Genomic DNA, 14,558 nt, shown 5'->3' with positions numbered 1-14,558 from the left:
TCCTTAATCGTTATTTAATAAACTCACTATTGCATCTTCATCCATAATCTCAATACCCAGGTCCTGTGCTTTGGTCAATTTCGAACCCGCGGCTTCGCCTGCAACCACTGTAGTCGTTTTTTTAGAGACACTGCCCGCTACCTTTGCACCGAGTTCCTGCAAAGCAGTTTTAATATCAGCTCGAGAAAGCGTAGTAAATGAACCGGTAATAACAAATGTTTGTCCTGCTAGGGACAACTCAACTTGTTTAATCTCTGGCCAGTGGATACCCGCCTCAAGCAGTTGATTTACCACTTCTATATTATGCTCTTGACGGAAAAAGTAATAAATATGTTTTGCTACAATTTCACCAACATCTGAAACCGATTGCAATTTTTCAACCGATGCAGCTTTTATTGCATCAATATTTTTGTAATGGTTTGCTAAGTTATTTGCGGTTGCTTCACCCACTTCGCGAATACCTAATGAATAGAGAAAGCGTGCTAGGGTTGTCTTTTTACTTAATTGTAAACTGTTGATTAGTTTCTTCGCCGACACTTCCCCCATACGCGGTAACAAGGACACCTGTGCTGATGTTAAAGCAAATAATTGCGCAGGTGAATCGATCATTTTATGATCCACCAGTAACTCTACTAACTTGTTGCCTAACCCATCAATATCTAATGCTTTGCGCGACGCAAAGTGTTTAATCGCTTCTTTACGCTGTGCACCACAGTATAAACCGCCAGAGCAGCGAATCGTAGCTTCACCCTCAATACGTTCCACTGCACTTTCACAAACAGGACAGACTTCAGGAAATACAATGGTTTGTGTCTTTTCACTATCACGTTGTTCAAGTATCACACGCGCAACCTGTGGAATCACATCCCCTGCGCGACGTACAACAACAGCATCGCCAATTAAAATACCTAAACGTTTAATTTCATCTTTATTATGCAGTGTGGCATTAGAAACGGTCACTCCACCGACAAATACTGGTTTAAGTTTAGCAACGGGGGTAATTGCCCCTGTGCGTCCTACTTGGAACTCTACGTTTTCAACGATGGTTACTGCTTCTTCCGCAGGAAACTTATAAGCAGTAGCCCAACGTGGCGCACGCGCAACAAAACCTAAGGTTTGTTGTAGTGCAACGTCATCGACTTTGTAAACAACGCCGTCGATTTCATAAGCTAAATCAGGCCGTTTTTCTGAAATGGCTTGGTAATAATCTAAACAGCCCTGTTCACCCGTCACCTTTTTAACTTCTTCAGAAACCGGAAGACCCCACGCTTTTAACTGTTCAATGCGCGCAAATTGGCTATTCGGCAGTTCGCCATCAAAAACACCCACGGCATAGCAGTAAAAGGCTAATGGGCGACTTGCAGCAACTTTAGAGTCAAGCTGGCGTAAACTACCTGCAGCAGCATTTCGAGGGTTTACAAAGGCCTTTTCACCTGCATCAGTAAGCTTTTTATTTAATTTATCGAAACCCGCTTTAAGCATGAACACTTCGCCGCGCACTTCCAATAGATCAGGAATATTGTCACCACGCAGTTTAAGCGGTAAGTTTTTAATGGTTTTAACGTTCTCAGTCACGTTTTCGCCGGTTTGACCATCTCCACGTGTTGCCGCTTGCACCAGTAATCCATTTTCATAAATAATACTCGCCGCTAAGCCATCAAGTTTTGGCTCAATACAAAAGGCGATATTAGCCTGTGTAGATTTATCTTGTGCACGTGCCATAAAGTCTTTTAATGCTGCAGCTTCAAAAACATTATCTAAACTGAGCATCGGTAATTGATGCGTGACCTGTTCAAATTTACTCAACGCTAACCCGCCCACTTTTTGGGTTGGAGAGTTTGCTAAAAGCAACGTCGGATTCTGCTCCTCTAACGTCACTAATTGCTGAAAGATACGATCATATTCGGCGTCTGGCACAGAGGGCTCATCAAGCACATAATATTGGTAGTTATAATTTTCGAGTTGTTCGCTTAATTGCTGAATTTCGTTCTGAATGCTCATTTTAAACCTGGTTTTTATTTATAAAAAAACCTCGCTATGCGAGGCTTTAAAAGAAGATGTAGTTTAGCATATTCCGTTTACATATAGTGTACTAGACGATTATTGTACTCAATAAATTGGTCTGTTGTCATTTTTTCTCGTTGTGCATTTAAAACATCACAATCAAACTCTTCAGCCATTTGCTCTACCGCACGTAACATTAAATCGAAAGATGTTTTAATATTAATGTCTTTATTAGGAGCGGTTAAGAAAAAGGACACACCCTCTGATTTAAATTGCTCCATATTATCGGTATCAAAAACACCAGGAGCCATCATGTTTGCGATGCTAAACAATACTGGCCCAGTGCCGTCGGAATGCTCATGACGATGGAAAATAGCCATTTCACCATGACGGAAACCTGAGGTTAAGAAAAATTGTAATAACTCATGCCCCCCCAACAACTTCCCTTCTCTGGCAGCCACATTAAAGATAAATAGGTCTTGAGGTTGGTCTGCATTGAGACTCTCTTCCTCAATCACAACATCGTCACTTTCTGGGACAATGTCCTCGACAGGTTGTTCTAATGTTTCCTGTTCTAATTTCTCTTCACTGCTCGGCGCACTGATCACCGTAGCAACGTCAATATCTTCAACATCTTCAACATCTGGTGTGCTAGATATTGGTTGTTCTTCATCGACAAACTCAACAGGATCCACTTTGTCATCGTTTAACGCTAACGAAAAATCGATATTATCGGGTTCTGAGTGTTGATCATTATTGCTGATAATACGGACTTCGCTAATAACATCATCAACCTGCTCGACAGTTTCTTCAGAGGAAGGTTTTTCAGCAAAAATGTCAACATCATTGCCTCTTTCTGTTACCGACTCTTTCTCTTTACGTCCGATAAGGTAACCATGAATTAAAACGCCGCCGATAGCTATCAGGCCGATGACAATTAAAATAGATTGGAAATGTTGCATTTTTGATACTCTTGATTGGGAAGCATAACTTGAATTATAGGTAAACTAGCATTGAACACTGGGGATCGTCTATCACTAGCCCCCTTTTTTTTATAAAACTGTTAAGGATTAAATATTTTCTATCATTATTTATACAAAGCAGAGTAAAATCATCTCATTATTAACTATATGGACTTAATAAATGTTAAATAATCCAACCACTAACACGCCACTTTCTGGCATCAATTACCTACTTAAGGGGGCGAAATTATTAAGCCACCCTAAATTACGTTTTTTTGTATTAATACCTCTAATGATCAACATTGTCATTTTTGCTAGCGCATTTTGGTTTCTTTTTTCTGCGGTTAGTGAATGGATTCAAGGTTATATGGCCGCATTACCCGATTGGCTAAGTTGGATTACATACCTATTTTGGCCATTTTTGATTTTTTCTATTCTAGTCAGTTTCTCCTTTATTTTCTCAACTGTTGCGAATCTCATTGCAGCTCCTTTTAATGGTTTACTTGCAGAAAAAACTGAAAGTTTATTGATCGGTGAAGCAATTAATGACGATGGCATGATGGACTTAATGAAAGATTTGCCGCGAATATTTAAACGAGAATTACAAAAATGGGTCTATTTCTTACCGCGTTTATTGGTTTGTGCACTGCTGTTTTTGATACCAGGCTTTGGTCAAACGATTGCTCCTTTCATCTGGTTCATTTTTTCAGGTTGGATGATGGCAATTCAATATGCCGACTTCCCCTTTGATAACCACAAAATACCCTTCGCCGAAATGAAAAAGGTACTTGCAGGCAGACTAGGTAAGAATTTAACCTTTGGCATGCTAATTAGCTTTTTCACCACCCTGCCTATTATTAACTTTGTGATCATGCCCATTGCGGTATGTGGTGCAACCGCATTTTGGGTTGATATCTATAAACAGGAACTGTTGTTCACGAGCAAGCAGGTAGCAATAGAAGAATAACTACCTATAAGGTTATTTAACTAATCGATATAACGTCGGGGCATCGAGTTTTTCCAAATAATCATCATAATCGATGCCTCGCTCAACAATGTATTCGGTCAACAACTCTTTTACCGTTTGTAACAGTTCAACCGGATCCCATACTTTTTCTAAAAAGTTGTCTAGCTTGGCATTATTGATCGCCTTGATGGTATCTGCTTGCGTTGCAAGTCCTGTTAATAACAGTTTTTTAGTCCCTAGGAAGCGCGGATCGACCTCAACTTCCGTTAATAATTCCACCCCTGTTTTACCCGGCATAACGTGATCAGAGATTAATACTGCAACATACTCTTGATTCGCGTCTAACTCCTCTAATAGCTCTAAACATTCAACAGCAGACTCACACTCTTCAATATTAATAATATCACTAAGGTAGTCGAGATCGCGCACGACAGAATCCAATACTTCACGCTCATCATCAACACAAATAATATTAATTTTTTCCATTTAATCTACTCCTAAATAAATTCCATTTGATTTAATATAAATAACATCACATAAGTAACTAATAAGCCCACAATGCCTAATACTCCTCCCACTTTAGCCATCTGTTTGGTTTCAACATGCCCGGATGCAAAGGCTAATGCATTTGGCGGGGTACTAATTGGAAGCGACATACCTAAAGAGGCTGCAAAGGTAACCGCTAAAATCAACACCACCTCTCCTCCATAAGGTAATAACCCGTGCATCGAAGCACCAAGTGCCGCAACCAAAGGTAATAATAGATTAGCGGTCGCCGTGTGCGACATAAAATTTGCCATCAGCAAACAAAGCAGAGATGCTCCTGCAATCAACAACAGTGGATGTAACCCCGCAAACGGAATTGCATCAATCGCATTCTTAGCCAATCCTGATTTATCGAGTGCAACACCCAGTGCAATACCACCAGAAACAAGCCATAACACATCCCAGGATATCTTTTTCAAATCTTCTTTAGTAATAATCTTAAACATTGAAAAGACAGCAACCGGGATCAGCGCGACTACATAGGAGTTCATTCCATGTAGTCCGCCCATTAACCATAATAAGATAGTAACGATAAATGTTACATAGACAGTGATTGCTTTTGGTGTTTTTAAAAATCGACCTTTAATATTAAGGTTTATCTCCTTGATAGAAGCGGGAAACAGTGCAATTAAGAAAAACCAAGCAATAGCAAGCATGAGAATGACAAAGGGGACACCAAAAATCATCCATTCACCAAAGCTAATGCTATTTTCATCTACCAAATATTTAAGTGCCACCGCATTCGGCGGAGTGCCTATTGGCGTACCAATTCCACCAATGTTTGCTGCAACAGGAACAGAAAGCGCAAAGGCAACCTTTCCTAGATCATCTTGTGAGAAAAGTGCCAATACCGGCGTTAATATCGATAGCATCATCGCAGTCGTTGCAGTATTGCTCATAAACATCGAGAACACAGCGGTGATGATCATTAATCCTAACATCACATATTTAGGATTTTGACCAAATGGTTTTAATAATACACGTGCGAGATTAATGTCCAAACGGTATTTAGTGGCAGCTATCGCTAAGAAGAAACCACCTAAAAAAAGCATAATAATAGGGGATGCAAAAGTGCCCATGATGACTTTATAAGAGATTAACTCCCCCAACTCTGGAGACTCAAATTTAGTAAACCATAACCCTTGATCTGAGATGATGAGTAACTCTAGCACAATGATTAATAGAGACGTTGCATATATCGGTATTGGCTCTAGCACCCAACACAATGCAGCCATCACAAAAATAGCGATCACACGCTGCTCAACTAACGTTAACCCTTCAATACCAAAGCTTGATGAGGGCAACAATAAAATAATTAATGGGATGAGGATCGGAAGAATAAACTTCATATTGTTTTTCATGACTTTTCACATCTTTAGCTACTAAGTGATAATTTTGGCTCAAAATTAGAAAAAATGGGGGGGATATGTCAAAAGAAGTTAAAAAGCCTAACTGAATGTTCAGAAAGGCTTGTGTTGTCACACTATTTAAAAGCTAATAAACTGATTTTTAAAGAGATAGTGCCTTAGTAACCTTTTCATACAGATCTAATGACAAGTTCTCAATCTCTAATAATCGATTTAACTGTGCTTTCATTAACTCAATGCGTTTTGCATCTAATCGCTTGAACTGAATAAGTGGTGTGATTAAGCGCGCTGCAACTTGCGGGTTTTGACTGTTTAGCTTAATCAATTGATCCGTTAAGAACTGATAACCACTGCCGTCAATAGCATGAAAATAATAGCTATTAGCATTCACAAAAGTACCCACTAATGCACGTAAACGGTTTGGATTGCTGTAATCAAAACTACGATGATTAAATAACTGTTCAATATTATCTAATACACTGTCGCTTGATAGTGAAGCTTGCAATGCAAACCACTTATCCATGACTAATCCATTTTCAAACCACTTATTATCAAAGTCATTCATTACCACATCATAACACGCTAATTTTCCGCTATTAGCCGCCTGAAGTGCACCAAGGTGATCGGTCATGTTATCCGCTGTTTCGATCTGTTTTATCACTAATTCATTAGCTAACGTTTGATCACTTTTCGCGATATATAAAAGTGCGCAATTGGCTAATTTACGCTGTGCAATATCATCGGTTGCAGGCTGATATTGTGCACTTAATTGATGCTGATGATAGCGGCGAACAAAAACCGGATATAACGCAGTGGCTAACGCATTCACAATAAACTCACGTGCATCATGAATTAGTTCGATATCAACACGCTCAAATAGCTCCATTGCACCATTCTCACTGATAAAATCAAACATATCAGCAATCAGTGCAGAATCTAATGATTCATTACTTAATACGCTGTTGAACGCATCTACAAATAGCGTTGGTAAAGCAAATGCCTTGCCCGCCTGTTTAAGTTGGACATTATTCACTAGGTATTTGTTGAACAACATCTGCCCTGCATCCCAACGAGAGAACTCATCACTTGCAAAACTGATCAGATGCAATAACTGTTCATCGCTATAAGCATACTGGTATTTCACCGGTGCCGATAAGCTTCTAAATACGCAAGGTACGGGGTGTTCAGCTACATTTTCAAATACAAACGTTTGCTCTTTTTGCGTTAAGCTTAATACTTTGTTGGTTTGACCGTGCCCTAGCTCAATTGCCTTACCTGCTTTGTCTAATAGTTCAATATCAACGGGAATATGCAATGGTAGTTTATTTTTTTGGTCAGCCGTTGATCTGTTTTTTTGCTTGAAAGTAATTTGATAGCTATTACTATTAGCATCAAAATGATCAGTAATACTGATTTGAGGAGTACCCGATTGCGAATACCAACGCTTAAACAAGGTCAGGTCGATACCACTTGCATCGGTCATCGCAGCGACAAAGTCATCACAGGTAACCGCTTGACCATCGTGTCGCTCTACGTATAACGCCATCCCTTGCTGGAATTTTTCTTCACCTAATAACGTATGTAACATGCGAATCACTTCAGACCCTTTGTTATACACCGTAACCGTATAGAAATTATTCATCTCTATCACTGAAGCAGGACGAATGGGATGCGACATTGGGCCAGCATCTTCAGCGAATTGATGATTACGCATGATTTTTACATTCGCGATACGGTTAGACGAACGACTGCCCATGTCAGAGCTGAACTCCTGATCACGAAATACCGTTAAGCCCTCTTTTAGGCTTAATTGGAACCAATCACGGCAGGTGATGCGGTTACCCGTCCAGTTATGAAAATATTCATGACCAATAACGGCTTCAATGCCTAAATAATCTTGATCCGTTGCGCTTTGTGAGTTTGCTAAGACAAACTTAGAGTTAAAGATATTTAACCCCTTGTTCTCCATTGCGCCCATGTTAAAGAAATCAACAGCAACAATCATATAAATATCAAGGTCATACTCTAAGTTGAAGCGTTCTTCATCCCATTTCATGGAGTTTTTAAGCGCGAGCATCGCATGGGCTGTTTTATCTAAATTACCTTTATCAACAAATAATTCTAACGCAACATGACGACCACTTTTAGTAGTAAAGCTATCCGTTAAGCAATCAAATTCACCCGCAACAAGTGCAAACAGATAAGCAGGTTTCGGGAAAGGGTCAACCCATTTCACAAAGTGACGACCGTTATCTAAATCACCTTGATCAACGCGATTACCATTAGATAACAGTGATGGATATAGGGCTTTATCAGCGCTTATTGTGGTGCTGAATTTAGCCAAAATATCAGGGCGATCTAGGTAATAGGTAATACGACGAAAACCTTCCGCTTCACACTGAGTGCAAAAGGCTTCACCTGATTTATACAAACCCTCAAACGCTTTATTAGCAAGCGGGTTAATTTCAGTCTCAATATCGAGGATAAAATTATCTGGTAATTCAGAGAGCTCAATCCCCCCTTCCACCAGCTTATAGTGTGCAAAATCATTACCATCAACAGTGATACTGCGTAGCGTTAAATGTTCTCCAAACAGAAACAGTGGACTATTCTTACCCGCAACGCGTCTGATAACCGAACGTGCTTTCACAATCGTATGCTCATCATACAAGTCAAAATCTAAATCTAAGCTATCAATTAAAAATGCTGAAGCTTTATAGTCAGCGAGATATTTTTCTTGGGGATTTTTTTCAATGTTTTGTTCAATGCTTTCTTCAACATTTTCGTCGATAGAGGAAATTTGGGTCATGGTGCGATACTCTCAATGCAATGATAAAAGGAATGTGCTTAATATACTCGTTAACATTAAAGATGCAAAGCAGCTAAATAGCTGATTTAACTTTATCACCATAATCACATCAAATAAGCTATGATAAATAAATACATTAGCGCTACAAATCAGGAGGATAAGTGACCCAGTTTGAACAATCACTGTATAATATACTCGCAGTAATCCCTAAGGGAAAACTGTGTAGTTACGGGCAACTTGCCAAGCAATGTGGCTATCCTAATCATGCGCGACATGTTGGTAAAACGTTATCGAAATTACCTAAAGATACAAAACTCCCTTGGTTTAGGGTGATTAATGCTCAAGGTAAGATTTCATTAACGGGTGATTCATTTCTAAGACAAAAAGAACGACTAGCAACAGAGGGAATTGAGGTCAATGAACAGGGTAAAATTGTCAATTTCCGTCATTATTTATGGTGATATTTCGATAGAATATACCGAGGCAAAGCGATAACTATTACCACAGCACTGAATTGGTGTTGATAACCTACCTATCATTGATACTGCTACCTCTTCTATAGAGATAGCAGCACAGTCTTTTTCTGACCGTCTTACAACTAATATTATGCCTATCAATTACCCTGATCTTGTTGGGTTATATACCCCTGACTCTGATCATCAAAAACAAACTCTAGATAGTTTTTAATACTCTTTAAACTGTCTGCTTGGTAATGAGAAACATAAAGCAGCTGGCTAAGGTTTTCTCTGGCAATCAATTCAAGCGCATTTTTGACCAGCCTTCTGCCTAAATAATCTAACCCTTGGTAGGGTTCATCTAGAATTAATAACGTAGGCTGCTTCACAATCGCTCTTGCCACTAATAATAAACGTTGTTGCCCATACTCTAATTGCTTAAAAGAGGTTTGTGCAACATCGCTCATGTGCAGCATTGTTAGCCATTCATGCGCAATTGCTATCTCTGCTGCGGTTGCCTGCTGATAAAGACCGATAGAGTCGTAGAAACCCGATAAAATAACATCAAGTGCACTGCAACTAACACGATACTGAAGATGCAAGCTTGAAGAAACCATACCGATATTTTTTTTGATTTCCCAAATCGTTTCACCAGAGCCGCGTTGCTTCCCAAATATCTGTATATCATTACTGTAGCACTGCGGGTGATCACCAAATATCAACCCAAGCAAGGTACTTTTGCCACAACCATTAGGCCCTTTAATTTGCCAATGTTGTCCTTTATTGATGCGCCAATTAAGATCACTAAAAATAGTTTTATCGGTGTAAGCCACCTTACCATTACTGATCTCAAAAATAGGGTTTTCAAAATGTGAACTATGCTGATGGCGACGAATCAGGGTTAACATCTCTTCACTATGTGCCGATGACTGTGCTTTTAATTGCTTAATAACAGGGTGATTATCCCAACTGCTTTTATCCATCAGTTCAGATAGTTCGCCTTTATTAAACAACGCAATGTTATCAACCCAGTCTGGATGGTCCTCTTCACGAGAGAAACAGATTAACATTGGTAGTGAGGCAGATAATTTATGTAGGTAGTTTGATAACGTTTTACGATGCTCAATATCTAACCCAGTAAAAGGATCATCAAGCACTAAAAAATCAGGTTTAGCAGCCAGTGCAATAGCAAGCATCACACGTCGTGTTTCACCGGTAGAAAGAACTCGAAAGCCACTCTCTTTAAGGTTGTGTAAATCAAGTTCTTCAATCAAATGTTCGGCCACGAGATGATCATCGCAGTGCTGTTGAATTAACGCATAAACCGAGCTACCTGCATCAATACGATCAATAAACTCACTATCATCATTAGCAATCTCTTCTTCTAATAAACGCTGTTGCTGCGTCAAAGAGACCAGTTCGACTTTACCTGGGTGACCGCTCATCGTCCCCGCTGAAATCGTCAGTTTTTTGCTTAATAGCTCGCTTAATAACTCAGCAATATCGCCTTCAATACTAAACACCGCCCAAGGCTGATTGTGTTTGATGACCCAGCTATTTATCTGTAATTTTGCATTATCATCAAATGCTTCGAGTTGTTGAAACTTAATATCCATCAAGAGTACGAATCCTTTCGATTAATTATCACTGAATGTTTATTATAACCACTATTCTTGAAGTGTTAACTCCATTTTATATTTGCTGGGTTGTTCGACAAGATCCTCTGTGAATAACATATCTAGGTTATCAAAAGAGAGTAAAGCGGCTTGTGCTTCACCGCTCATTTGAGCTTGGTTCAATAACTCTATTTTTTGATAGAATTTTTCTTTCAGCGCTTCCCAATCTGAATGATCCGTGAGCCCAAGATAATCAATATCGGCAATTAGCTTTTGATAATGGTCAGTCTCTTTTAACATATGCTGCAATACATTTTCATAGTTGCTAGGCGTGACAGATGCTAACAAGTTACGTGCCTTGTCTTTGTAAAGTGCATCAACTAAGCGTTGAAAAGCTTTATTTGCATTACTTACATTATTTTCATGCTTCTTTTCTCTGCGTGCCACCAGATCCATATTCATACTTTTTTCTAGTGCGACCTCTTTTCTGAGTTTCTTTTCTATCTTTAACAACCCTTCTCTGAGTTTGCTAAATTCATTATCGACATCGCGTTTCTTAGTAAACAAAATCCAATCATTTTTACGTTGATACTCTTTTAGTTTAGTCGTAAAAAAGTGATAACCGATGCCGAGTAATGCGGCTATTAATAATAAGGTAAGTAATGAAAGTAGAAGTGGTGTCACGGTGAACTGCATACTTTGCGCAGCAACAGTGAGCAGTGCATCTATGACAACTTTAAAAACAACTAAAGCAATCGCAAACACGATGATATGAGGCATTATTGTTCCTTAATAATAAATTTCGATTTATGAAGTCGTTACCCTTCATTAAATAACACAAATTCATTATTCCCATAAAAATCATATAAATCAACACAGTAGATTAAAGTCTCACTTGTCGTTTATATTATCTTTTGATCAACAGGATCATTAATAGCCTCTACTTTGAAACCTATTAACGATTACGCCTTCAGTTTGAGTGTCATATTAATAACTCCCTCTTCCATATCACGCTCTATTTCAAAACCCAGTTTTTTAGCCAGTGTTGCCATACCTACGTTTGAGATCATGGTCATACCGGTCAAGTAAAGTGTGCCTTTGGTTTTTTGATAACGAATCAATTTATCTAATAAAATTTTACCGAGTCCTAAACCTTGTAAATCTGAACGAACAATCATCGCAAATTCTGCATCGATGTTGTCTGGATCGATAGAGGCACGCACCACGGCTAACGTTTCCTGTTCATTATTCTCATCCATTCGCACTGCAATAAAGGCCATCTCACGCTCATAATCAATCTGGGTCAGCATCGCCATCTCTTCATGACTCATTTTACCGCGCTGTGAAAAGTAACGTTTATAACGGTCTTCCTCTGTTAACGCGTCATCAAAGAGTTGATGGCGCGCTTCGTCTTCTGCTGTGATCGGGCGAACTAAGACGGTTTGACCATTTCTGAGCAATACATCCTCTTCGAGTTGCTTAGGATAAGGGCTAATCGCAAGTTGACCAAAATACCCTTCTGTTGCTAACGCAAGGTGAATTTGACTGTCTAATATGGTGACTTGATCACCTACCACTAACACCGGATTAAGATCTAAATCTTTAATCTCAGGGTTATCCAATAACATCTGTGAGATACGAGTCAGCAATAAACACACGGCATCCATATCAAAATCTTTTGCTGCACGTTTGATTTTTATTTTTTTATCTTTAATACCTTGAATCATTAAGTAACGCGCTAATGCCATATTTAATGGGGGTAATGCAACCACCGCATTATCTAACGTGGTTTGTAGGTCACGTGCATCACTCTCCTGCGAAACGGCAATAATAGGTCCAAAGGTTGGGTCTTGTTTAATCATCACTCGTAACTCTAAACCGATACCACTTGCGACCATTTTTTGTAAGGTAAAACCGGTTAAACGCGCATCGGGTAATAGACTTTTAACACGCTTATTAATCGCGCTTAAGCCTAAAAAAAGTTCTTGCTGATTATTAATATTCAGCATTACCCCGTGGACTTGCGATTTATACTCAATATCGGGAGAGTTAATTTTAACCGCGAGTGGGAAGCCAATCTCTTTACCTCGCTCTAAGGCTTGCTCTTCGTTTATCGCAACTTCAGTATTAATCGTATTCAGATGATAAGCACCTAATAACGGCGTCGCTAAATAAGTATCTAACTTAGCGGTTAATGTTTCAGGATGCACCGCTTGCTGAATATATTCATTGGCAAAGGAATTGTCGTAGACTAAATCTTCAGGCAACGTCGTAGGCGTTTCTAGCAACAACTTTTTGTTACGACGATACTGCACTAAATGCATAAATGCGGTCACAGCACCTTTCGGCGTTCTAAAGGTTGGAATTTTCGCCTTTGTAAATAACTGTCTGGCTGGCTGTGCGGCATCTTCACCCGTCCAGTTAGTGAGAATGTTAATCTGTCTGCGTTTGGGGTGTTTTTGGATAACATCAATAATCGCTTGTGCGCTATTTTTACTGTCTGAAAGTGCAGAGGGAGAGTGCATGATTAAAATAGCATCAACTTGATCACTATCCATCAGATGTTTAAGTGCATTAGCATAGCGTTTGGGGTCTGCATCTCCAATCATATCTATCGGATTATTTCGCGACCAATTTTTAGGTAAGCAGCTGTCTAATTTTTCCAAAAGAGGCGCATCAAGTTCTGCTAAACGTCCTCCTTCGCTGACCAAATTATCGACAGCCAGAATACCTAAACCACCGCCATTGCTAAGTATTGCAAGTCGCTCACCATGTAGATAATTTGAATAGGCAAGTGTTTCTACCGCCGCAAATAGTTCATGTAAATCATGTACTCGCAGCATACCGGCACGTTTGATGGCAGCATCGTACACACTGTCGTGACCAAACTGCCCTTTGCTGTGCAATGCGGCAGCTTTTGCCCCCAATAAAGAGTTACCAGACTTAATCACTAATACCGATTTATGCTGGGAAATAGCACGTGCCGCTGATAAAAATTTTCGTGCGTCTTTGATGCTATCTACATATAAAAGAATAGATTGGGTTTTACTATCACGGGCGAGATAATCTAATAGTTCAGCAAACGAGATATCCTGTGCACTGCCCAAGGAGATAAATGCCGAGAAGCCAATCTGCTTACTGTTTGCCCAATCAAGTACCGTTGTACAGACCGCAGCTGATTGAGAAACAAAAGCGATATTTCCTTTTAAGGCACTGCAATGGGCAAGGCTAGCATTCACTTGAGTATAAGGATTAATCAATCCTAAACTGCTCATACCCAGTAATCGGATAGATAATTTTTTTGCCAAAGCATAAATTTCTAAAGAGGTACTTTCATCACTTTCAGTGGCGACAATAATCGCAGACCGACAACCTTTATCTGCTAATGCTTGTAATATCTCGACCAAACGAAATTCATTGGTACAAATAACCGCAAGTTCGGGGGTAATAGGCAGGTCGGCAATGGTTTTATAAGCAAGCACACCATGAACAGAACGATATTTGGGTGTCACAGGCATGATAGGTCCATTAAACCCCTCTGCAAGCAAATTGTTCATCACTAAGTATCCTGCACGATGTGGCTGTACAGAAGCACCAATAACGGCGATCGTTTTAGGATTGAAGAAGTGTTTAAGCGTTTGTAAGCCCATTATAAATTTCCCTTTGATAGCAACTACATTCAGTTTACTCGGGGACGCTTATCGTGCTTGACATTTTTTATAAAAATATGTCCTTGATCGTGACTATTTATTATCGTCATTAGCCCTGCCTATAAAAGCACCATCAACGCAAGCTTAATAAGGGGTTACTCGCCGTCGCAGCGCTTTGTCAA

General features: G+C 39.5%; 10 protein-coding genes. 2 read left to right on the top strand and 8 right to left on the bottom strand.

Annotation, left to right across the window (positions count from 1 at the left end):
- Nucleotides 1-3: 3 nt before the first annotated feature.
- Both ligA and zipA read right to left on the bottom strand, forming a co-directional pair.
- A complete protein-coding gene (ligA, locus tag QQK09_RS06980; RefSeq protein WP_284203396.1) occupies nt 4-2,001 on the bottom strand; it encodes an NAD-dependent DNA ligase LigA in 1,998 nt (665 codons plus the stop codon).
- Nucleotides 2,002-2,078: 77 nt separating this feature from the next.
- Complete coding sequence (zipA, locus tag QQK09_RS06975) at nt 2,079-2,966, bottom strand: cell division protein ZipA (protein WP_284203395.1); 888 nt, start codon at nt 2,964-2,966, stop codon at nt 2,079-2,081.
- A 181-nt stretch (nt 2,967-3,147) separates the two neighbouring features.
- On the opposite strand from zipA, the gene cysZ reads away from it, so the two are divergent.
- Nucleotides 3,148-3,933, top strand: coding sequence for a sulfate transporter CysZ (gene cysZ, locus QQK09_RS06970; RefSeq protein WP_284203394.1), 786 nt, complete (start codon nt 3,148-3,150; stop codon nt 3,931-3,933).
- A gap of 12 nt (nt 3,934-3,945) precedes the next feature.
- On the opposite strand, the gene QQK09_RS06965 is transcribed toward cysZ, so the two are convergent.
- The 3 genes from QQK09_RS06965 to pepN all read right to left on the bottom strand — a co-directional run bounded on the left by QQK09_RS06965 (nt 3,946) and on the right by pepN (nt 8,655).
- Nucleotides 3,946-4,419 carry a response regulator gene (locus QQK09_RS06965; RefSeq protein WP_284203393.1) on the bottom strand — a complete coding sequence of 158 codons (474 nt, stop codon included), beginning with the start codon at nt 4,417-4,419 and terminating at the stop codon, nt 3,946-3,948.
- An 11-nt stretch (nt 4,420-4,430) separates the two neighbouring features.
- The gene (locus tag QQK09_RS06960) at nt 4,431-5,840 is read right to left on the bottom strand and encodes an SLC13 family permease (protein WP_284203392.1); all 1,410 of its coding nucleotides are present in this window, start codon (nt 5,838-5,840) and stop codon (nt 4,431-4,433) included.
- A 148-nt stretch (nt 5,841-5,988) separates the two neighbouring features.
- On the bottom strand, nt 5,989-8,655 hold the full coding sequence (gene pepN / locus QQK09_RS06955; RefSeq protein ID WP_284203391.1) for an aminopeptidase N: 2,667 nt from the start codon (nt 8,653-8,655) through the stop codon (nt 5,989-5,991).
- Nucleotides 8,656-8,816: 161 nt separating this feature from the next.
- On the opposite strand from pepN, the gene QQK09_RS06950 reads away from it, so the two are divergent.
- A complete protein-coding gene (locus QQK09_RS06950) occupies nt 8,817-9,116 on the top strand; it encodes an MGMT family protein (protein ID WP_284203390.1) in 300 nt (99 codons plus the stop codon).
- 152 nt (nt 9,117-9,268) lie between these two features.
- On the opposite strand, the gene modF is transcribed toward QQK09_RS06950, so the two are convergent.
- The 3 genes from modF to QQK09_RS06935 all read right to left on the bottom strand — a co-directional run bounded on the left by modF (nt 9,269) and on the right by QQK09_RS06935 (nt 14,376).
- Nucleotides 9,269-10,726, bottom strand: a complete 1,458-nt coding sequence (gene modF, locus QQK09_RS06945) for a molybdate ABC transporter ATP-binding protein ModF (protein ID WP_284203389.1) — start codon at nt 10,724-10,726, stop codon at nt 9,269-9,271.
- Between the two features lie 51 nt (nt 10,727-10,777).
- Nucleotides 10,778-11,506 (bottom strand): hypothetical protein, encoded by a 729-nt coding sequence (locus QQK09_RS06940; RefSeq protein ID WP_284203388.1) that lies wholly within the window; start codon nt 11,504-11,506, stop codon nt 10,778-10,780.
- A gap of 182 nt (nt 11,507-11,688) precedes the next feature.
- A complete protein-coding gene (locus tag QQK09_RS06935; RefSeq protein ID WP_284203387.1) occupies nt 11,689-14,376 on the bottom strand; it encodes a bifunctional acetate--CoA ligase family protein/GNAT family N-acetyltransferase in 2,688 nt (895 codons plus the stop codon).
- Between the last annotated feature and the right edge of the window lie 182 nt (nt 14,377-14,558).

Source organism: Psychromonas marina (genome assembly GCF_030161115.1).
Classification (GTDB): Bacteria; Pseudomonadota; Gammaproteobacteria; order Enterobacterales; family Psychromonadaceae; genus Psychromonas; species Psychromonas marina.
The sequence above is the reverse complement of the archived record's forward strand: the minus strand, read 5'-3'. Positions and strand labels throughout refer to the sequence as shown.